The sequence below is a fragment of the Lacimonas salitolerans genome (assembly GCF_042677865.1).
Taxonomy (GTDB): Bacteria; Pseudomonadota; Alphaproteobacteria; order Rhodobacterales; family Rhodobacteraceae; genus Lutimaribacter; species Lutimaribacter salitolerans.
This window is the reverse complement of sequence record NZ_JBHUDD010000008.1, coordinates 32,651-53,817: the sequence shown is the minus strand read 5'-3', so window position 1 is coordinate 53,817 and position 21,167 is coordinate 32,651. Positions and strand designations below refer to the sequence as shown.

Genomic DNA, 21,167 nt, shown 5'->3' with positions numbered 1-21,167 from the left:
CAGGAAAATTTATGTTATATCATCCTGTTATCTGGTTGCCTGGCTTTCGGGAGGAGACTGATCTTGCCGTCCTTCGCCGTTGATTTCCTTTGAGAACCAACCCGGGCTTTCCATCGAGAAAGGTGATGCCGCCGAAGCTCACCTCGTCGGCCACGCGGCCCCGCAGATCGGCCGCGGCGGCGGTGTTGAGATAGGTCTCGCGCACCTCCTTGTGGGCCGCGAGATTGGCGAAGAAGGCCGAGCCGCATTCGGCCCGGATCTGCACCGCGCCGGCCGAGAGCCCGCCCATCGAGTCCTCGACGTTCTCGATCAGCGCCTGCCCGCGGCGAGAAGCGCCGTGTGGACCAAGGCCGACGCCGCGCTCAACCGCATCTGGCGCTGCCTTTTTCGAGCTCCTCGACAACGTGATGCCCGATTGGGAGCGTCGGAAGCAAAGGCTCGAAAGGGCGATGGCCTGAGAACTTCCGAACCCGGTCGCGGCAGACGCAAACGCGACTCCAATCCAAGCAATTTCGGACGCTGGATTTTCTTCATCTATTACAAGGTTTTATAAGAAATTCACCAAACGGGCGCAGTCATCAGGTCCAGAGAATATCGGCCATGAGAGACCGCTTCCGTGCCTCTTGGCCCAAGCGTCGGTGCTCAGCCCTACCCCCATAACCCTCGAAAACAACGAGAAAATCCGGCCGGAGCCGGATCGGGAGAACGCTTTCGCGGGGGCAAGTGGCGGAGGAGGTGGGATTCGAACCCACGGTACGCTTTCACGCACGCCGGTTTTCAAGACCGGTGCAATCGACCACTCTGCCACTCCTCCGCGGGGCCGTGCCCGGGTATGAGTCAGAAAGGCACCAATGTTCAAGGGGATTTTCGCCGATTGGCGGCTGGACTCTTTTCTTGAACGCTGACTGGCGCTATCTTCTGCGAAAGACCCCGGTGTTTCCGGGGGATGTGAGGCATCATAGGACCGGGTAAACCGGCACAGCGCGCGGGACGCCGCGCAAAGGGCAAGGGGCAAGACATGAACATCAGGGCGATGGGCAGACGACCGGCGGCGCGCGCAAGCCGTCTGGCCTTGGGCAGCGTGGTCGTGCTGGCGCTGGCCGGCTGCGACGAGGCGGGTCAGTTCAACCTGTTCGAACAACGGCCCGACACCGGCGCCGAGGTGACGGCGAATGCGCAATCGGTCAGGCTGGTGGAGCGCGATATCGAGGCACCCGAAGTGTTTCAGGTAACCGAGGCCGGTCTCTGGGATGGTCGTCCGTCGCTGGGTGGAGTCTGGGTGGCGCATCCGGATGTGAAAGAGCCCGAGCGCGTGATCATCCGCAGCACCAAGGACGACAAGTTCGTGATCGGGGCGCTGTTTCGCCGCGAGCGCGAAAACCCGGGCCCGGCGGTTCAGGTCTCGTCGGATGCCGCGTCGGCGCTGGGGATGCTGGCAGGCGCGCCGATGGAGCTCAACATCACCGCCCTGCGGCGCGAGGAAGTGCCCGCCGATGGCGACCAGCCGCAGGCCGAGGGCGAAGAGACGCTGGATGCCCCTGCGCAGGTGGCCCAGACCGAACTTGGCCCGGCAGAGGCCGATCCCGATGCCCTGACCGTGGCCAGCGCCGCCATCACTGCCGCAGAAACGGGGCCGCAGGCCCGGCCGGAGGCCTCTGCGCCTGCCGCGCAACCTGCCTCCACGCCTGCGCCTTCCGCGCCGCCCCGCGCGTCGGGCCTTGACAAGCCGTTCATCCAGATCGGCATCTTCAGCGTCGAAACCAATGCCCAGAACACCGCGCAATCCATGCGTACCGCAGGCATGGTGCCGACCGTCAAGGAGCAGACCACGGCTGGCAAGACCTTCTGGCGCGTGATGGTCGGACCAGCCACCAGCGCATCCGAGCGCGCGACACTGCTGAAAAAGATCAAGGACAAGGGCTTTGCGGATGCCTACGCTGTGACCAACTGACGGCCTGATCTGGTCAAGAATAAAGGAAACCGCCGCCATGCTTCGTTTCGCCAAACGCGCCTTTGCCCCGCTTCTGGCGTGCCTGATGCTTGCCCTGCCGGCACAGGCCTTTGACACCCGTGCCAGCGCCGCCTTTGTGGTGGATATCAAGACCGGCACTATTTTGCTGTCCAAGAATGCCGATCAGCCGCTGCCGCCGGCCTCGATGTCCAAGCTGATGACGCTGTATATGGCGTTCGAGGCGGTGCGCGACGGTCGGTTGCGGCTGGACGAGACGCTGCCCGTTTCAAGCCACGCGATGAGCTTTGGCGGATCGACCATGTTCCTGGACACCACCGACCGGGTCAGCGTCGAGGATCTGCTGCGCGGCATCATCGTACTGTCCGGCAATGATGCCTGCGTGGTGATTGCCGAAACCCTCAGCCCCGATGGCACCGAGGCCGGGTTTGCCCGCCTGATGACCCAGCGCGGACAATTGATGGGCCTGACGAACTCGACCTTCAAGAATGCCAGCGGCTGGCCCGCGGACGGCCACGTCATGAGCATGCGTGATCTGGCCCTGCTGTCGCGCAAGATCATCGAGGATTTCCCCGAATTCTACCAGATGTTCGCGGAAACCGAGTTCCTGTTCGATGGGCGCGCGCCCCAGAACGTGCGCAACCGCAACCCGCTGCTGGGTCTGGGTATCGGTGCGGACGGGCTGAAAACCGGCCATACGCAAGAGGCTGGGTATGGCCTTGCCGGTTCGGCGCAACAGGGGGACCGGCGCGTGGTGTTCGTGGTCAACGGGCTTCCCAGCGCGCAGGCCCGCGCCGAGGAAAGCCAGGCGATCGTCAACTGGGCCTTTCGCCAGTTTGCCGAACGCCGCCTTGCCACGCAGGGTCAGGTGATCGCGCAGGCCGATGTCTGGATGGGGGCCGAACCCACCGTCGGGCTGGTGCCGGCCGAGGATCTGACCGTGTTGCTGCCGGTGCTGAGCGGCGATGACGTGCCTGCCGAGGTCGTCCATACCGGTCCGGTGCGCGCGCCCATCGAAAAGGGCCAGCCTCTGGCCGAGTTGATCTTTGCCCCCGAAGGCCTGCCCGAAACCCGGGTGACGCTGGTTGCGGATCGCGCGATCGACAACGGCGGCTTCATCTCGCGCATCACCACCGCCTCGACCGTGCTTTTGCGCAAGCTGAACGAAGGGCCCGAGGGCGCGTTTTGACCCGGCACGCGCCTGCGCGCTTCATCAGTTTCGAGGGCATCGACGGGTCCGGCAAATCCACCCAGGCCCGGATGCTGGCTGACAGCCTGCGTGCAATGGGGCACGATGTTGTCCTGACCCGCGAGCCGGGCGGTAGCCCGGGGGCCGAGGATATCCGGCGGCTTGTGCTTGAAGGCGATCCCGACCGCTGGTCGGCGGAAACCGAGTTGCTGCTGTTCACGGCCGCCCGGCGCGACCACCTGGAACGCACGATCCGGCCCGCGCTGGCGGCAGGCAAGCTGGTGATCTGCGACCGCTTTGCCGACAGCACGCGCATGTATCAGGGTCTGCGCGGCCCGGGCCTGCGCGCGCGGGTCGATGCGCTGCATGATCTGATGATTGGGGTCGAGCCTGACCTGACCGTGCTGATCGACATGGACCCGGCCACCGGATTGTCGCGCGCGCTGGGGCGCAACGGCGGCGAGGAACGGTTCGAGACCTTCGGCGCCGATTTGCAGCAGCGGATGCGCGCAGGGTTCCTTGACCTGGCCGCGCAGCACCCCGACCGCATCGTCATCGTGAACGGCGCGCAGGCGATCGACGCGGTTGCAGCCGAGGTGCGCGCCGTCGTAGAACCGCGCCTGAAATGAGCGAGACAGACACCCCCGAACCAGACCGCATCGCCGGAGCCCCCCATCCGCGCCACACGGCGCGGGTGATCGGTCAGGATATAGCGCAGGCCGGGTTTCTGGACAGCTGGAATTCGGGCCGTCTGCACCACGGCTGGCTGCTGACCGGCCCGCGCGGCGTGGGCAAGGCGACGCTGGCCTGGGCCATCGCGCGCTTTCTGCTGGCGACGCCTGACGCGCAGGAGGATGGCCTGTTCGGCGCACCGCCGCCCCCGGCGTCCTTGCACATCGACCCCGATCACCCGGTGGCGCATCGGCTGCGCGCGCTGTCTGAACCCGGGTTGCACCTGCTGCGGCGCGGCGGCGCAGGCTCGCAGGACTCCGAACGCCGCAAGAACCTGCTGGACGGCAAGTTTTCAAACGACATCCGTGTGGCCGAAGTGCGCGAACTTGGCCGTTTTCTCCACCTGTCCGCCTCGGACGGGGGCCGGCGCGTGGTGATCGTCGATGCCGCTGACGAGATGAACACACAGGCCGCCAACGCCCTGCTCAAGATGCTCGAAGAGCCGCCCGCCCGCACCACCCTTTTGCTGGTCAGCCACCAGCCCTCGCGCCTGCTGCCCACGATCCGCTCGCGCTGCCGCGAATTGCGGCTTTGCACCCTGACGCCTGAAGGCATGAAGCAGGCGCTGGCGCAGGCGGACGTCGACACGCCCGCCGATACCGCCGCTCTGGCCGAGCTTTCCGCCGGATCGGTGGGCGAGGCGGTGCGCCTGATCAATCTGGACGGGCTGAAACTCTATGCTGATCTTGTGGCGCTGTATGCGACACTGCCCCGGCTGGATCGGCCGCGCGCGCTGAAACTGGCCGAACTGGCCGCCGCGCGCGGGGCCGAGGCGCGGCTGGATCTGTTGTTTCACCTGCAGGATCTGCTGCTGGCGCGGTTGGCGCGCACCGGGGCGATGGGCCACCCCCCGCAAGTGCCCGCCGCCCCGGGCGAATCCGATCTGCTGGCACGGCTGGCCCCCACGCCGCGCCATGCCCGCGCCTGGGCCGATCTGGCGCAAACCATCAGCGCACGGGTAGGCCATGCACGGGCAGTCAACCTTGACCCTGCCTCCCTTGTCCTAGATACGGTCTTCAAGATTCAGCAAACCGCCGCGTAAGCCGCGAAGGACGCTATGACCGAAACGCCCGAAATCACCGACAGCCATTGCCATCTGGATTTTCCCGATTTCGCCGATGAACTGCCCGACGTCATCGCCCGTGCGGTTGATGCGGGCGTGACCCGCATGGTCACGATCTGCACCAGGCTGCGCAACGAACCGCAGGTGCGCGCCATCGCCGAAGATCACGCGCCGGTGTTCTATGCCGCCGGCACCCACCCGATGAGCGCGGCTGACGAACCTTTGGCAGCCGTGGATCAACTGGTGGCGCTGGCGCAACATCCGAAATTCGTGGGCATCGGCGAATCCGGGCTTGATTATCACTACACCGCCGACAGTGCCGAGGTGCAGAAGAAATCGCTGCGCATCCATATTCAGGCCGCACAGGAAACCGGTCTGCCGCTGATCATCCATGCGCGTGACGCCGATGACGACATGGCGCGCCTCCTGACCGAAATGCACCGCGACCGGCCCTATACCTGCGTGATGCACTGCTTTTCGTCTGGGCCGGATCTGGCCCGCGCGGCGCTGGAGCTGGGGTTCTACCTGTCGATGTCGGGCATCGCCACCTTTCCAAAATCCTCCGAAGTGCGCGAAATTTTCGCCGCCGCCCCGGTCGAGCGCGTGCTGGTGGAAACCGACGCACCCTATCTTGCCCCCAAGCCCCATCGCGGCAAGCGCAACGAACCCGCCTATACCGCGCACACCGCGCAGGTCGCGGCCGAGGTGTTCGGCATGCCATACCCCGATTTCGCTGCGCAGACGCAGGCCAATTTCGACCGCCTGTTCTGGAAAGCCGCGCAATGGAGGGCCGCCGCCTGATGGCCGAGCTGCGTTTCACCATCCTTGGCTGCGGATCATCCGGCGGCGTTCCGCGTCTTGGCGGGCATTGGGGCGATTGCGACCCGACGAACCCGAAAAACAGCCGCCGTCGCTGCTCGATGATGATCGAGCGTGAAACCGAGGCGGGCCTCACCCGTGTTTTGATCGACACCTCGCCCGATCTGCGCAGCCAGTTGCTGGATGCGGGCGTGGGCGCCTTGGATGGCGTGATCTGGACCCACAGCCACGCCGATCATGTCCATGGCCTCGACGATCTGCGGATGATCGTGTTCAACATGCGCAAGCGCCTGCCGGTCTGGGCCGATGGCGACACGCAGAATGATCTGTATTCCCGGTTCGGCTATGCCTTTGTCCAGCCCGACGACAGCCCCTATCCCCCGATCCTGGACATGCACACGATCAAGGGCGATGTCACCGTGGACGGGGCAGGCGGGCCGATCACCCTGACGCCGTTCAAGGTCAACCACGGGGCCATCGACGCGCTGGGATTCCGGGTGGGTGACCTGGCCTATTTGCCGGATGTGCTCAGAATCTACGATGACGCCTGGCCGGTGTTGCAGGGTCTGGATTGCTGGATCGTCGACGCGCTGCGCCGCACGCCTCACCCGACGCACGCGCATCTGGACCAGACGCTGGACTGGATCACCCAACTGGCCCCGCGCCGGGCGGTGCTGACCAACATGCACATCGATCTGGATTACCAGACCGTCGCGGACGAAACGCCCGAGCATATCACCCCGGCCTATGACGGGATGGTTATTCGTTATACGGTATAACTGTTTGCGCCCGGTCCGAACTTCATCTTGCCGGATAAACTCCCGCCGGAGGCATCCCGCACTCTCAACCCGTGAAAAGGCCCGGTAATGCAGGCGCTGCTTGATGTCATCCTGCCGGTCTTTGCCGTGATCGGGTTCGGCTATGTCGCCGTCTGGCGCGGCTGGTTTTCCGAGGGCGGCGTGGATGGCCTGATGGCTTTCACCCAGAATTTCGCCATTCCGGCGCTGTTGTTCCGCGCCATCTCGACGCTGGATCTGGGGCAGAATTTCGACCTGGCGCTGCTGGTCAGCTTCTATGCCGGGTCGACCACGGGCTTTGCCGTTGGCTTGCTGGGCGGGCGCTATCTGTTCGGCCGCGACTGGGAGGATGCGGTGGCGATCGGCTTTGCCTGCCTGTTCGCCAATTCGCTGATGCTGGGTCTGGCGATGACCGAACGCGCCTATGGCACAGATGCATTGCAGTCCAACTATGCCATTGTCGCCATCCATTCGCCGTTCTGCTATGGTCTGGGCATTACCGCGATGGAGATTGCCCGCGCCCGCGGCACGCCCGCCCGCGCCCTGCCTGCCAAGGTGGCGCGCGCGATGTTCCGCAACGCGCTGGTGATCGGCATCCTGCTGGGCTTTGCCGTCAACCTGAGCGGTGCACCGGTGCCGCAAATCCTCAACGACGCGGTGGACATGCTGGTGCGCGCGGCCATCCCCTGCGCGCTGTTCGGAATGGGCGGCGTCTTGTACCGCTATCGCCCTGACGGGGACTTCCGCATCATCGCCTATGTCTGCGCGGTGTCGCTGATCCTGCATCCCAGCGTCACCTGGATGATGGGCACGCTGTACAAACTGCCGACCGAGGCATTTCGCTCGGCCATCCTGACTGCGGCGATGGCACCGGGGATCAACGCCTATGTCTTTGCCAACATGTATGGCCGCGCCCGCCGCGTCGCCGCATCATCGATCCTGCTCGCCACCGCCCTGTCGATCGGCACGATCTGGGTCTGGCTGTACCTGTTGCCCTGACAAGGCCGCGATCTCGCGATAAAGTCATCAACAGTTTTCCGCCGATTGGCCAAATCCGCATGGCCCTCGCGGCGGTAAGCTTCTATGACTGTTGGATATGTGCTTTCGTATCGGAAAGGGTCGCATCTTGGGCTACCTGCGCCTTTCACCCCTGGCTGTGTCGGCAAGTCTGGCAATCGGGGCGTGGTCGCCCGTCCTGGCGCTCGACAGTCTGGACCTTTCGGTGACCGGCCCAGCCGCCGAGACGCTGGAGCCCGAGTTGAACACCGCCTCGATCCTGCGCAGCGCACAGGCCGAGGGCACGACCGAACCACAGGACCTGTTGTCGGCGGCGCTGTCAGACTACAACCGCCTTGTCGAGACGCTGTATGCCAACGGCTATTACAGCGGCCGGGTCTCGATCCTGATCGACGGGCGCGAGGCCGCGTTGATCCCGCCACTGGACACGCCTGAGCAGATCAGCACCATCGCCGTGTCGGTCGATCCGGGCCGGCCCTTCCGGTTCGGCACCACCCGCATAGCGCCACTTGCCCCCGACCATGCCCTGCCGACCGCGTTCGCCACCGGCCAGCGTGCCCGCGCCACCGTTCTGCGCGATGCCACGCAGGGCGCGGTCGAGGGCTGGCGCGAAGCCGGCCATGCCCGCGCCGAGGTTGCGGGCCAGCAGATCACCGCCGATCACGCCGCGAACCGTCTGGATGCGCAGGTGGACTTGGCCCCCGGCCCGCTGGTGCGCTTTGGCAGTCTGCAGGTGGCCCCCGGCAGTGCCGTCACCCCGCGCCGCGTGCGCAAGATCGCGGGCCTGCCCGAGGGCGAGGTGTTTTCGCCCGAGGCGCTGCGCCTGTCGGCCCAGCGGTTGCGCCGCACCGGGGCGTTCCGCTCGGTTCAGCTGGAGGAAGGCACGATCGTGCCGCCCGACAACCGCATGGATGTCACCGCGCAACTGGTCGACGAGGCCCCCCGCCGCATCGGGGCCGGGGCCGAGATCAGCAGCTTTGAAGGGCTGCGCCTGTCGGGTTTCTGGATGCATCGCAACCTGTTGGGCGGGGCAGAACGGTTGCGCGTCGAAGGCGAGGTGTCAGGCATCGGCGGGCAACGCGGCGGCACCAACTATCGCCTGAGCGTGCGCGGCGAACGCCCTGCCAGCTATGGCCCCGACACCAGTTTCTGGTTTCAGGGCCTGGTCGAGCGTCTGGACGAACCCGAGTTCGAAACCGACCGCGCCAGCATCATTGTCGGCGCGCATCGGATCTTTTCCGACACGCTGGAGGTCGAGGTCGGTCTGGGGCTTGAGACCGAGGATACCACCGACGCCTTCGGCACCCGCGACTTCACGCTGTTCACCTTGCCTGTTTCCCTGACGTGGGACCGCCGCGACGAAATCCTGAACCCCACAAGCGGCAGCTTTCTGCGTGCCGACATCACGCCTTTCATAGGCATCGAGGGCGCCGATTCCGGCGGGCGCCTGATGCTGGACGGTCGCGCCTATCGCGCTCTGGATGATGACGCACGGTTCGTTCTGGCGGGTCGGGCACAGGTTGGATCGCTGCTGGGGGCCGCGCTGGACAGGACGCCACCACGGTTCCTGTTCTATTCGGGCGGCGGCGGCACGGTGCGGGGCCAGCCCTATCAGTCGCTTGGTGTGACCACTGGCGGCCTGAAATCCGGCGGACGCAGCTTTGTCGGTCTGTCGGGTGAACTGCGCGCCAAGGTGCGCGGTGATTTCAGCGCCGTGGGCTTTGTCGATGCCGGCTATGTCGGCTCCGAGGCGTTTTTCGATGGATCGGGCGACTGGCACGCCGGCGCCGGGCTTGGCCTGCGCTATGACACGGTCGTGGGGCCGATCCGGCTGGATGTGGCGGCCCCCGTGTCGGGCAGTACCGGGGACGGCGTGCAAATCTACATCGGCATCGGACAGTCGTTTTGACCTGGGCGCTGGCATATATGCGCGTGGTCGCCGTGATGATGCTGGCAGCCTGGCTTTTGCCCATGCCGGCGCTGGCACAGAACTCCGAGCGCGACCGGGGCATCCTGCAGGCGTTTCTTGAGGACAACCTGTCGGCCACCGGGCGCGATATTCGCATCGTTGGCTTTTCCGGTGCCCTTTCGGGCCGCGCCACGATCGACGAGCTGACCATCGCCGACAGCGAGGGCGTGTGGCTGACCCTGCGCGGGGCCGTTCTGGACTGGAACCGCGGAGCTTTGCTGGCGGGGCGGCTGGAGGTGGCCGAGCTTTCGGCCGAGGCGCTGATCATCCCGCGCGCGCCCATCGCCGACCCCGAGGCCCCGGCACCCGCGGCCAGCGGCAGCGCCTTTTCCCTGCCTGACCTGCCAGTGGCGATCAATATCGGCAACCTGGCGCTGGACCGTGTCGAACTGGGGGCAGACCTTCTGGGTCAGGATGCGGTCATGCGGCTGGCGGGCACCGGCCAGCTGTCCGGCGGCAGCGGCACGGCCGAGCTGAGCCTCGAGCGGATCGATGACAGGCAGGGCGAGATCGCGCTGACCGGCAGCTATGACAATGCCAGCCGCGACCTGGCGCTGGACCTGCGGGTGGAAGAGGGCGAAGATGGCATCGTGGCCAACCTGCTGGACCTGCCGGGCCAGCCCGCGATCCTGTTACAGGTCACCGGCAACGATCCGATCGATGACTTTCAGGCCGATATCCGCCTTGCCACGGATGGCGAGGACCGGCTGGCCGGCACCGTCACCTTGGCAACCGAGACCGATGAGGACGGCACGACGCGCCGCGTCAACGCCGATGTGGGCGGGGATATCGCGCCGGTGTTTGCCCCGCAGTACCGCCCTTTCTTTGGGCCTGACATCGCGCTGAGCCTGCGCGCGGCGACGTTCCCCGATGGCGAACAGGTGCTTGAATCGCTGGATCTGCGCGCCCGCAGCATCACGCTGACTGGCAGCGGGGCGATCGGGGCCGATGGCTGGCCCCGGCTGCTGGACCTGACCGGCCAGATTGTCGACCCTGACGGCGACCCGGTGCGCGTGCCGCTGGGCGAGGGGGGCACCGAACTGGCCAGCGCCGACCTGTCGCTGCAATACGACCGTGCGGCGGATGACGCATGGGAATTCCGCACCGAGGCACGGCAGGTGGTGCAGGCCGACGGCACCGCGCTGGACTCGCTGGCGCTTAACGCGGGCGGCCGGATCATCATTCCGCAGGGCACCGACGACGGCGCGGTGGATGGCCAGTTGCAGGTAAGTGTCGACGGGATCTATCTGCCCGACCCGCGTCTTTCGACCGCCGTGGGCGATGCGCTGTCGGGGCGGATGGCGTTTGACTGGACCGATGGCAGCCCGCTGCGCCTGTCCGAGATCGATCTGAGCGGGGCTGATTACGGGTTGACCGGCGCGGTGACGCTGGACCAGCCAGAGGAAGGCCTGGACCTGCTGGCCGATGTCGACATGACGCTGGCGGCGCAGGATCTGTCGCGCTTTGCCCCCTTGGCCGGGGTGCCGCTGACAGGGGCTGCACGGCTGGCCGTCACCGGCGATCTGGCCCCGGTGTCGGGGCTGGTGGACCTGCGGTTCGACGGCGGCACCACTGATTTGGCGCTGGATCAGCCGCAGGTCGACCCGCTGCTGGCGGGCGAGGGGCAACTGTCGCTGCGCGTGGTGCGCGGGACGACGGGCACCCGCGTCGAAGGGCTGCGCATCGCCACCGATCACGCCACCATCACCGGCGACGCAGAGCTGCGCGAGGAGGATGTCGAATTCGGCCTGGACACGCGCGTGGATGATGTCGCGCTGGTTGCGCCCGAACTGCAGGGGCCGGCCACGCTGACGGCACAGGGCAGCGGCACCTATGCAACGGTTGACCTGATCGCCGAGGCCAGCCTGCCGGGGCAGGCCGCGCTGAACTGGCAGGGACAGCTGAGCGATCTGGACAGCGCCCCGCGACTGGCGGGCGAGGCGCGCGTGCAACTGGGCGCACTGTCGGACTTTTCCTCGCTGGTGGGGCGCGATCTTGGCGGGGCCATCACTGCCCGCGCCGATGTGGCGCTGGCGCTGTCGGACATGACCGGGCGGGTTGATCTGGAGGCGGATACGACCGATCTGGCGCTGGACCAGCCGCAGGTTGATCCTCTGCTGGCGGGGAACGGGCGGCTGGAGGCACGCGTACAGCGCGACGCTTCGGGTGTGCAGGTCGATCGACTGAACATCACCACCGATCACGCCACGATCACGGGAGACGGACGGGTCGGCGACGAGGGTGGCAGCTTTGATCTGAACGCGCGTCTGGCCGAGGTTTCGATGGTCGCGCCGGGCCTTGAAGGGCCGGCCAGCCTGACGGCGCAGGGCAGTGGCACCGATACCGAATGGGACCTGACTGCTGATGCCACCCTGCCGGGGCAGACCGAGGTGAACTGGCAAGGCCGTCTCACCGATCTGGACAGCGCCGCGCAACTGGCCGGGCAGCTTCGCGCGCAGGTGGGCGCGCTGTCGGCCTATTCGACACTGGCGGGCCGGCGGCTGGGCGGGTCCATTGCGGCGGATGCGGATATTTCGCTGGCGATCGAAGAGCTTGCCGGATCTGTCGATCTGACGCTGCGCACGCAAAGCCCGTCGATCAACCTGCCGATTGCCGACAGCATCCTGCGCGGCGAAGGCCAGTTGACCACACGCGTCACGCGCAATGCCGAAGGCCGGGTGACGGTCGAGAACGCGCGCCTGTCCCTGCCCGAACTGAGCGGGCAGGTGGATGGCACAAGCGGCCCGCAGGGTGACAGCCTGACCGCCAGCCTGCGCCTGCGCAACGGTGGGCTGCTGGCCCCCGAACTGTCCGGGCCGGTGACGATCGAAGGCACGGCGCGGCGTGACAACGGCACCTGGCGGGTGGATGTGGACGGCACGGCATCGGGCGGCACGACGCTGGCGACAAGCGGCACGCTGGCCGCCGATTTCAGCCGTGCCGATCTGGCGCTGAACGGGCGCGTGCCGCTGGCGCTGGCCAATGCGCGGCTGAGCCCGCGCGCGGTCAATGGCATCGCGACCTATGACCTGCGGCTGTCGGGGCCGCTGGCGCTGTCGTCACTGTCGGGGCGGATAGAGACGTCGGATGCACGGTTTGCCCTGCCCAATCTGGCGCTGGCGCTGGAAGCGATCAATGCACGTATCGACCTGTCCGGGGGGCAGGCGCGGATTGAGGCCGGCACAAACGTATCCTCGGGCGGGCGCCTGCAGGTGACGGGCACCACCGGGCTGAGCGCGCCCTTCAACGCCGATCTGGCGGTGCAGGCCCAGAATCTGGGCCTGCGTCAGGCGCGGCTGTTCGAGACGACCGCCGATGGCACAATAACTCTGCGCGGGCCGTTGACCGGTGGGGCGCGGATCGCCGGGGTGATCGACCTTGGCCCGGCGGAACTGCGGATTCCGGCCTCGTCCGGGGCCAGCTTTGCCGATCTGCCGGGGCTGCGCCATGTCAACGAACCCGCCGAGGTCCGGCGCGTGCGGCAATGGGCGGGGCTGGTCGAACAACCGGGCGACGGGCGGCGCGCGGCGCGCGGGCCCGCCTTTCCGATCGACCTGACGATCCGCGCGCCCTCGCGCATCTTCGTGCGCGGGCGGGGTCTGGATGCGGAACTGGGCGGGCAGTTGCGGCTGCTGGGCACCACCGCCGATCTGGTGCCGCAGGGCCGGTTCGAACTGGTCCGTGGGCGGTTTGACATCCTGGGTCAACGGCTGGTGCTGGACGAGGGTTTCGTGAACCTGCAAGGCAGTTTCGATCCCTATCTGCGGTTCTCGGCCACCACCCAGACCACGAATGCAAGTGTCACCCTGGGGCTGGAAGGGCTGGCCAGCGCCCCGGAACTTCTGCTGAGTTCGGTGCCCAGCCTGCCCGAGGACGAGATCCTGTCGCTGCTGCTGTTCGGGCGCGACCTTACCGAGATCTCGCCGTTGCAGGCGCTGCGGCTGGCCAACGCGCTGCGCACCCTGTCGGGGCGTGGCGGGGCCGGGCTCACCGGGCAGCTGCGGGAATCGCTGTCGCTGGACGATCTGGATGTCAGCACGGATGCGGATGGCACGGTGCAGGCGCGTGCGGGCAAGTACCTGTCGGAAAACATCTATTCCGACGTGGTGGTGAATGGCACGGGCGAGACCGAGATCAACCTGAACCTCGAGGTCAGTCCAAGCGTGACGGTACGCGGCCGGTTGCGGTCGGACGGCGACACCGGGATCGGGGTGTACTTCGAGCGCGATTACTGAGGTTGCGCCGCGCCTGTATCCGGGCTGTCAAGCAGGGTTGGCAGCCGCGGCGCGGGCGATGATCAGCTCTTCGTTCGTTGGGATGACCATGACGCGAACGCGGCTGTGACCGGTGCTGATCACCGTGGCATTGGCGGCATTGGCGGCCTCGTCCAGGTCGATCCCGATCCAGCGCATGCCGGTGCAGACGGCGTGGCGGATGGGAGCGGCGTTTTCGCCGATTCCGCCGGTAAACACGACCGCATCCAGCCCCTCAAGCGCGGCGGCCATGGCCCCCAGTTCGCGCCGGATGCGAAAGGTGAAATAGTCGATCGCCTGCCCGGCATGCGGATCATCCGAGGCCAGAAGCGTGCGCATGTCGTGGCTGACCCCCGACAGCCCCAGCAGGCCGGATCGCTTGTACAGCAGGTCCGAGATGTCAGACGCGCCCAGCCCCTCCTGCTGCAACATGTACAGCATCACACCGGGGTCAAGCTGCCCCGAGCGGGTGCCCATGGGCAGACCGTCGAGCGCGGAAAACCCCATGGTCGAGGCCAGCGAGCGGCCTGCCAGCATCCCGCACATCGACGCGCCGTTGCCCAGATGCGCCACCACCACCCGACCCGCATGGATCGACGGGGCCATCTGTGCCAGCCTGCCCGAGATGTAGTCATAGCTGAGCCCGTGAAAGCCATATCGGCGCACGCCCTTGTCATAATAGCTGCGCGGCAGGGCGAAGGTATCGTTCACAAACGGGTGGCTGCGGTGAAAGGCGGTGTCGAAGCAGGCCACCTGCCGCGCCTGCGGAAATTCGGCCATCGCCGCCTGCACCCCCGCCAGATTGTGGGGCTGGTGCAGCGGCGCGAAGGGCACCAGCGTGTGCAGTTTGGTCATCACATCCGGGGTCAGCTCGACCGGATCGGCAAAGTGCTGCCCGCCATGGACAATCCGGTGCCCCACCGCCTGCACCTGCGCATCGGCAAAGCGTGCCTCGATCTGCGCCAGCGCGGCCTGCAAGGCGCCGTGGTGGTCGCGCGCCTGATCGGACGGCAGGTCGGCATCGTGCAGCGGCTTGCCCTGTGCATCCTTCAGCACCAGACGCGCCGCGCCGCCGATGCGGTCGACCAGTCCGGTTGCCAGCGGCTCCGGCTCGGCCTGCGCGGTGAACAGCCCGAACTTGAGCGAGGATGAACCCGCGTTCAGAACCAGCACATGCGCCATCACGCGCCCCCGGTCAGCCGCTGGTGATGCAAGGCAGCCACAGCGCAGGACGCCAGCCGCGCCATGTCGTCGTCCGAGCGTGAATTCAGGATGATCGGCACCGATGCGCCCAGCACCAGCCCCGCCGCCTCGGCGTGGCTGATGAAGGCCAGTTGCTTGGCCAGCATGTTGCCCGCATCGATGTTGGGCACCACCAGCACCTCGGCCCGGCCCGCAACTGGCGAGGTCAGCCCCTTGGTGCGGGCAGCGGCGATATCCACCGCGTTATCCATTGCCAGCGGGCCATCGACCAGCCCGCCGGTGATCTGCCCGCGCTCGGCCATCTTGGACAGCAGCGCGGCATCTATCGACGACGGCAGGTCGGGGTTGACGGTTTCGACCGCCGACAGCACGCCGACCTTGGGCTGCTCGATCCCGATGGAGCGGGCGAGGTCGATGGCATTCTGCACGATGTCGACCTTGGTTTTCAGGTCGGGGGCGATGTTGATGGCGGCATCTGTCACCAGCAACGGATGCGCCAGCCCCGGCACATCCATCACGAAGGCATGGGTCAGGCGGCGACCGGTGCGCAGGCCGGCGGACTTGTCGATGATCGCGCGCAGCAATTGATCTGTGTGCAGGTGCCCCTTCATCAGCGCCTGCGCGCGTCCCTGACCCACAAGGGCCACGGCATGGCGCGCGGCGGCGGCGTGATCGGGAATGTCGATGATCTCGACACCGGTCAGATCCGCGCCCATATCCTGCGCGGTCAGGGCGATCTTGCCCGCATCGCCCACAAGGATCGGCGTGATCAGCGTGTGGTCGCGCGCCAGCAGAGCGCCGCCCAGCGAGTTGGGGTCCTCGGGGCAGACGACAGCGGTGATCAGGAGGGCCAGGCCCTCGGCCTGTTTCAGCAGCTTTTCGAAATGGCGGTGGCGCTGCACGATCAGGCCCGGCAGGTCGTGGCTGGAGTAGCTCAGCTTGTGGCGCGGGGCCTCGACCTCGGCCACGCCGGACAGGATCAGCGCGTCGTCGGACACGCGCCGCACCTCGGTCGCCAGTGTCACGGTATGGGTGGATTCGTTCTTGTCGGTGACGGTGACACGGCTGACCAGTTCGTCGTCGGCATGGGCGCGGGCGTGGAACACAAGACTTTGCGCGCGATACAGCGTGCCGGCCCCCGGCAGCAGATTGCCGATCACCGCCGAAACCAGCGCGCCCACGAACATGCCCGGTGCCACCGCCTCGGGCGTGCCGTCGCCGTCGCCGTCGAGGTTGTAGATATGCATGGGGTTGTGGTTGCCCGAGACATTGGCAAAGACCAGCAGATCGTCCTGTGTGCACAGGCGGCGCAATTCGCGGCTGTCGCCGGGCTGCAATTCGTCAAAGGTGCGGTTCTCGATATGCATGGCGTCTCCGGTGGTTTGGCATAGCGGTAGCGGCTGGGCGCGCGGATGTCACGCGTTTCACCGTTTCGGATTTCCATGACGCCGGTGTGACGCCGGGTGTTGGCAGCGGCGGGGTGATCTGCCAATGTCCGCGCCGACCGAAGGGGGGCGTTGCGTGACAGGGCAGACGGGTTTGGCAAGGCATGACCTGCCGCAGGCGCGGGCGGGGCAGGTGGTGGGCCTGCTGGGCGGGTCGTTCGATCCCGCCCACGAAGGCCATGCCCATATCACGCGCGAGGCGCTGCGGCGGTTCGGTCTTGATGCGGTGTGGTGGGTGATCAGCCCCGGCAATCCGTTAAAGGCACAAGGCCCGGCAGACATGGCGCGGCGGATCGCACGGGCGCGGGCGGTGATGGATCATCCGCGCGTGGCGATCACGGATATCGAGGCCCGGATCGGCACGCGCTATACTGCGCAGACGCTGCGCGCGCTGCGGCGGCTTTATCCCGGTGTGCGGTTCGTCTGGCTGATGGGGGCGGACAATTTGGCGCAACTGGATCGCTGGCAGGATTGGCAACAGATCATGCAGAGCGTGCCGGTGGGCGTGCTGGCGCGCCCGGGGCAGCGGATTTCGGCGCGCGCGTCCAAGGCGGCGCGGATCTACCGCGCGGCGAAACTGCCTGCACGGGCGTCAGGGCTGTTGGCCAGCGGGTCTGCGCCGCGCTGGTGTTTCCTGAATGTGCCGATGGTCGATATCTCTTCCAGCGGCATCCGGAAATCCGGGGGATGGACAAGGTAGCGATCTGCGTCAAAAAGTGAAGGCCGCGCGCTTGTGTGCGGGCGCGTGACATGTCTAGGGTTCGGACCATGACGAAAGCTCTTTCCAGACGGCATTTCCTGATCGGTGCGGCGGCCCTTGCGGGTACGCCTGCCTGGGCCGATCCGCCCGCATCCTCGTTGCGACCGGCGTTGCGGCCCGGCAATTTCCGGACCAGCACGGTGCCAGATGCCGAAAGCCTGATCGCGCAGGCGCGGCTGGGCGGTGCGGTGGGCTATGCCGTTGCGGATGCCCGCACCGGCCTGATGCTGGAGGGGCGGTCAGCAGAGACGGCCCTGCCGCCGGCCAGCGTGGCCAAGGCGGTAACCGCGCTCTATGCGCTGGACCGGCTGGGGCCTGCGCATCGGTTCGAAACCCGGGTGATCGCGGTGGGCCCGGTGCAGGACGGCATCCTGGACGGCGATCTGGTGCTGGCGGGCGGGGGCGATCCGACGCTGGACACCAACGCGCTGGCCGATCTGGCGGCGCAGATCAAGGCCACAGGCCTGCGCGAGGTCCGGGGCAGGTTTCTGGTCTGGGGCGGCGCGATGCCGTTTGCGCGCGAGATCGACCCGGGTCAGCCCGCGCACGTGGGCTATAACCCCGCGGTGTCGGGGCTGGCGCTGAACTACAACCGCGTGCATTTCGAGTGGAAGCGCCAGGGCTCGGACTATGGCGTGACGATGGATGCGCGATCCGACCGCTACCGCCCCGAAGTGCAGGTCGCCCGGATGCAGGTGGTGGCGCGCGATGCGCCGGTCTACACATATGCCGACACGGACGGGCGGGATGACTGGACGGTGGCACGCGGGGCACTGGGCAATGGCGGGGCACGCTGGTTGCCGGTGCGACGCCCCGCACTGTATGCAGGCGAGGTGTTTCGCGGCTTTGCCCGGGCGCAGGGCATCGTTCTGACGGCAGAGACCGAGACAGACACCCAGCCAGGCGGCACGGTGCTGGCCCGCCATGACAGCGCCCCGCTGCGCGAGATTCTGCGCGAGGTGCTGCGCTATTCCACCAACCTGACAGCCGAGATGGTCGGTATCGCGGCCAGTCAGGCCGGAGGCGGCAAGGTCGACAGCCTGCGCGCCTCGGCGACCCGGATGAGCGGCTGGGCCGAGGCAAACCTTGGCATGACCGGGGCGGCGCTGGTCGATCATTCGGGTCTGGGGGACGCCTCGCGCGTCAGCCCGCAAGCGATGGTCACCGCGCTGACCAAGGCGGGACAGAACACGGTTCTGCGCCCGATCCTGCGACCGATTGCCCTGCGCGATGCGCAGGGGCGGCCCGACAGCTCTCATCCGATCACCGTGGACGCCAAGACCGGTACGCTGAATTTTGTCAGCGCGCTGGCGGGCTACATGACGACCAAGGATGGCAGCGAACTGGCATTCGCGATTTTCACCGCCGACACCGAAACCCGCGCCGGCATCCCCCGCGCCCAGCGGGAACGCCCCGAGGGCGCGCGTCCGTGGAACAGGCGATCAAAGGAGCTGCAACAGGCGCTGATCGAGCGTTGGGGCGCGCTGTACGGCACATAGGCCGCTGCGCGGCCAGCCAGCGTCCGGTCGGGCAACGGGACTGATCTGGTGGGCTGCAAGGTGCAGTTTGACCTGAGCCCAACGGTTCCCCGTTGATGTACGGACTGCGCTTGCTGCGGTGCCTTTGTTGCGCGCGGGCGAGCCGGTTGCCTGGGTTGGACCCCTGTATGTTCCAAACGAAAAGGGCACCGCGAGCGGTGCCCCTTTGCGCGCATCCAGCCGAACAGGATCACATCGTCAGGACCGGGATGATCTGTTTCTTGCGGCTCATCACGCCCGGCAGCACCACGGTGTCGCCGGTGACGGTGGCGGCAAAGCTTTTCTCGGCCAGTGTCTTGACCAGATCGTTGGGGACCAGCAGCGTGGCCTCTTCGTTCAGGATGTCGACGACGAACAGCAGCACCTGATCGACGCCATCCTGCGCGGCCACATCGACCATCGACGCCATCAGGCTGTCCTTGCGGTCCAGCACCAGCTTGGGCGCGGTGGTTTCCAGCACCGAGACGCGGAATTTCGTGCCGGCGACCTCGTACTCCTTGGAGTCCATGCGCAGCAGCTCGGCGTCGGCAAAGGCCGAGATGTCGGATTTCGCCTCGAACAGCTCGGACGCGTAGGCGGCGATGTCGATGCCCAGATCGGCGGCCAGTTTCTCGGCCACGGCGCGGTCATGCTCGGTGGTGGTGGGGCTGCGGAATTCCAGAGTGTCGGACAGGATGCACGACAGCATCAGCCCCTTGATCTGGTCGGGCAGGGCCGTGTCGCCCATCAGGTCGTGCATGATGGTCGCGGTGCAGGCCAACGGGCGAATTGTGATGTCGATCGGACCCTTGGTTTCCAGCCCGCCGACGAGCTTGTGATGGTCGATGATCGCGGTCACGTCCAGCGCGTTGACGTTTGCGGGCAGCTCGGCCGGATTGTTTGTGTCGACGATCACGGCGGGGGTGCCGTCGGCGATCTCGGTCACGATGCGCGGCTTGGGGCAATCCCAGCGGTTCAGTACAAAGGCGGCCTCGGTGTTGGGTTCGCCCAGCAGGACGGCCTCGGCCTTCTGGCCCTGAACCTCGGTCAGATACCAGGCCCAGATCAGCGGCGAGCCGGTGGAATCGGTGTCGGGGGATTTGTGGCCGAAAACAAGCGTGGTCATGGCGGGTGCCCTTTTCAATGTCGGATTTCGCGGGCCTTATAGGGCCGGGCCGTGCGCTTGTCACCTGCTGCGATGCAGCGAAACGGGCGCGCATGGCGGAAATGCATCAACGGGGGGGTGTGGGTGGCGGAAACCGATCTGTACGCGCCGGTCAAGGCGTGGCTTGAGCGATTGGGCTACGAGGTGAAGGCCGAGGTCGGCGGTGTGGACGTGCTGGCGGTGCGGGATGGCGTGCCGCTGGTGGTCGAGTTGAAGGCGCAGTTCTCGCTGACGCTGCTGCATCAGGCGTGCGAGCGGCTGGCGGTGGCCGAGGCCGTCTATGTCTGTGTGCCCCGCCGGACCGGGCGCGCAAGCCACAAGGCATTGCAGGCCAACATCCGGCTGTGCCGGCGGTTGGGCCTGGGGGTGCTGACGGTGCGGTTGCGCGACGGGGCGGTCGAGGTGCATGCCGATCCCGGGCCCTATGCTCCGCGCAAACGGGCGGACAAGGCGGCGCGGCTGCTGCACGATTTCAAGCGACTGCAAGGGGATCCAAACCTTGGTGGCACGCGCGGGGCGGTGATGACCGCCTATCGGCAGGATGCCGAGCGGGTGGCGTTGCATCTGGCGCAGGGGCCCGCCAAGGGGGCCGAGGTGGCGCGGGCCACGGGCGTGCCCAATGCAACGCGGATCATGGCGGACAATCATTATGGCTGGTTCCGGCGCGTGCGTCCGGGTGTGTATGAGCTGACCGAGGTGGGCGCGACTGTGACGCAAGCGCGCCCGGGCATGGACAAGGCACCGCCCCGGACCTAGGTTGCGCGATGCGAGGACGGCCTCCCCCATCAGGGTATCATTTCGGGACGGCCCGGCGATCCAGAGAGGGATAGCCATGCGCAACAGACAAGACCGCATTCGCCACGCAATCAGCTTTGAAATCATCGGACTTGCACTTGTCGTGCCATTGGGGGCAGCCGGGTTCGGGATGAGCGCCAAGGATATCGGGGTTGTCGCCCTTGTCGCGTCCAGCGCGGCAACGGCATGGAACTATGTCTACAACATCTGGTTCGATCGGGTGATGAAGCGGTTGCGCGGCACCGTGCACAAGACCTATGGCCTGCGGGTTGTGCACGCGGTGCTGTTCGAATGCGGACTGCTGATCGCCACGCTGCCGTTCTTTGCGTGGTATCTGGGAATCGGGCTTTGGCAGGCCTTTGTGATGGACCTGTCCTTTGTCGTTTTTTACTTGATCTACGCCTTTGTCTTCAATCTGGCCTATGACCGGGTGTTTCCGCTGCCCGAAGGTGCCTAGCGGTGCGTGCCGGGCCT

At 66.7% G+C, this 21,167-nt stretch carries 17 protein-coding genes and 1 tRNA gene; 13 read left to right on the top strand and 5 right to left on the bottom strand.

Annotation, left to right across the window (positions count from 1 at the left end; all coding sequences use genetic code 11):
- Positions 1-19: 19 nt before the first annotated feature.
- Together ACFTOW_RS01670 and ACFTOW_RS01665 are read right to left on the bottom strand one after the other, a co-directional pair.
- Positions 20-403 carry a major capsid protein gene (locus tag ACFTOW_RS01670; RefSeq protein ID WP_379912431.1) on the bottom strand — a complete coding sequence of 128 codons (384 nt, stop codon included), beginning with the start codon at positions 401-403 and terminating at the stop codon, positions 20-22.
- 321 nt (positions 404-724) lie between these two features.
- Positions 725-814 (bottom strand) — tRNA-Ser (locus tag ACFTOW_RS01665).
- 204 nt (positions 815-1,018) lie between these two features.
- On the opposite strand from ACFTOW_RS01665, the gene ACFTOW_RS01660 reads away from it, so the two are divergent.
- The 9 genes from ACFTOW_RS01660 to ACFTOW_RS01620 all read left to right on the top strand — a co-directional run bounded on the left by ACFTOW_RS01660 (position 1,019) and on the right by ACFTOW_RS01620 (position 13,790).
- Positions 1,019-1,951, top strand: a complete 933-nt coding sequence (locus tag ACFTOW_RS01660) for an SPOR domain-containing protein (RefSeq protein ID WP_379912429.1) — start codon at positions 1,019-1,021, stop codon at positions 1,949-1,951.
- Between the two features lie 37 nt (positions 1,952-1,988).
- A complete protein-coding gene (locus ACFTOW_RS01655) occupies positions 1,989-3,158 on the top strand; it encodes a D-alanyl-D-alanine carboxypeptidase family protein (RefSeq protein WP_379912427.1) in 1,170 nt (389 codons plus the stop codon).
- A gap of 71 nt (positions 3,159-3,229) precedes the next feature.
- Positions 3,230-3,787, top strand: coding sequence for a dTMP kinase (gene tmk, locus ACFTOW_RS01650; RefSeq protein ID WP_379912475.1), 558 nt, complete (start codon positions 3,230-3,232; stop codon positions 3,785-3,787).
- On the top strand, positions 3,784-4,932 hold the full coding sequence (locus tag ACFTOW_RS01645; RefSeq protein ID WP_379912425.1) for a DNA polymerase III subunit delta': 1,149 nt from the start codon (positions 3,784-3,786) through the stop codon (positions 4,930-4,932). Before tmk ends, ACFTOW_RS01645 begins: the two co-directional genes overlap by 4 nt.
- Before the next feature lie 15 nt (positions 4,933-4,947).
- Positions 4,948-5,754, top strand: a complete 807-nt coding sequence (locus ACFTOW_RS01640) for a TatD family hydrolase (protein WP_379912423.1) — start codon at positions 4,948-4,950, stop codon at positions 5,752-5,754.
- Positions 5,754-6,551 (top strand): MBL fold metallo-hydrolase, encoded by a 798-nt coding sequence (locus tag ACFTOW_RS01635; RefSeq protein WP_379912421.1) that lies wholly within the window; start codon positions 5,754-5,756, stop codon positions 6,549-6,551. The genes ACFTOW_RS01640 and ACFTOW_RS01635 overlap by 1 nt, the downstream gene beginning before the upstream one ends.
- A gap of 87 nt (positions 6,552-6,638) precedes the next feature.
- The gene (locus tag ACFTOW_RS01630; RefSeq protein ID WP_379912419.1) at positions 6,639-7,568 is read left to right on the top strand and encodes an AEC family transporter; all 930 of its coding nucleotides are present in this window, start codon (positions 6,639-6,641) and stop codon (positions 7,566-7,568) included.
- A 157-nt stretch (positions 7,569-7,725) separates the two neighbouring features.
- A complete protein-coding gene (locus tag ACFTOW_RS01625; protein ID WP_379912417.1) occupies positions 7,726-9,495 on the top strand; it encodes an autotransporter assembly complex protein TamA in 1,770 nt (589 codons plus the stop codon).
- Positions 9,496-9,512: 17 nt separating this feature from the next.
- A complete protein-coding gene (locus ACFTOW_RS01620) occupies positions 9,513-13,790 on the top strand; it encodes a translocation/assembly module TamB domain-containing protein (protein WP_379912415.1) in 4,278 nt (1,425 codons plus the stop codon).
- Between the two features lie 27 nt (positions 13,791-13,817).
- Here the strand turns inward: ACFTOW_RS01620 and ACFTOW_RS01615 are convergent, their stop codons facing one another.
- Both ACFTOW_RS01615 and ACFTOW_RS01610 read right to left on the bottom strand, forming a co-directional pair.
- On the bottom strand, positions 13,818-14,990 hold the full coding sequence (locus tag ACFTOW_RS01615; protein WP_379912413.1) for an acetate/propionate family kinase: 1,173 nt from the start codon (positions 14,988-14,990) through the stop codon (positions 13,818-13,820).
- Positions 14,990-16,378 carry a bifunctional enoyl-CoA hydratase/phosphate acetyltransferase gene (locus ACFTOW_RS01610; protein ID WP_379912411.1) on the bottom strand — a complete coding sequence of 463 codons (1,389 nt, stop codon included), beginning with the start codon at positions 16,376-16,378 and terminating at the stop codon, positions 14,990-14,992. Before ACFTOW_RS01610 ends, ACFTOW_RS01615 begins: the two co-directional genes overlap by 1 nt.
- Before the next feature lie 124 nt (positions 16,379-16,502).
- On the opposite strand from ACFTOW_RS01610, the gene ACFTOW_RS01605 reads away from it, so the two are divergent.
- Both ACFTOW_RS01605 and dacB read left to right on the top strand, forming a co-directional pair.
- Positions 16,503-17,156, top strand: coding sequence for a nicotinate-nucleotide adenylyltransferase (locus ACFTOW_RS01605; RefSeq protein ID WP_379912409.1), 654 nt, complete (start codon positions 16,503-16,505; stop codon positions 17,154-17,156).
- A gap of 68 nt (positions 17,157-17,224) precedes the next feature.
- The gene (gene dacB, locus ACFTOW_RS01600) at positions 17,225-18,715 is read left to right on the top strand and encodes a D-alanyl-D-alanine carboxypeptidase/D-alanyl-D-alanine endopeptidase (protein ID WP_379912407.1); all 1,491 of its coding nucleotides are present in this window, start codon (positions 17,225-17,227) and stop codon (positions 18,713-18,715) included.
- A 229-nt stretch (positions 18,716-18,944) separates the two neighbouring features.
- Here the strand turns inward: dacB and ACFTOW_RS01595 are convergent, their stop codons facing one another.
- A complete protein-coding gene (locus ACFTOW_RS01595; RefSeq protein ID WP_379912405.1) occupies positions 18,945-19,859 on the bottom strand; it encodes a manganese-dependent inorganic pyrophosphatase in 915 nt (304 codons plus the stop codon).
- Positions 19,860-19,982: 123 nt separating this feature from the next.
- Here ACFTOW_RS01595 and ACFTOW_RS01590 point away from each other — a divergent pair, with 123 nt between their 5' ends.
- Both ACFTOW_RS01590 and ACFTOW_RS01585 read left to right on the top strand, forming a co-directional pair.
- Complete coding sequence (locus tag ACFTOW_RS01590; RefSeq protein WP_379912403.1) at positions 19,983-20,654, top strand: DUF2161 domain-containing phosphodiesterase; 672 nt, start codon at positions 19,983-19,985, stop codon at positions 20,652-20,654.
- 76 nt (positions 20,655-20,730) lie between these two features.
- Positions 20,731-21,150 carry a PACE efflux transporter gene (locus tag ACFTOW_RS01585; protein WP_379912401.1) on the top strand — a complete coding sequence of 140 codons (420 nt, stop codon included), beginning with the start codon at positions 20,731-20,733 and terminating at the stop codon, positions 21,148-21,150.
- Positions 21,151-21,167 lie beyond the last annotated feature (17 nt).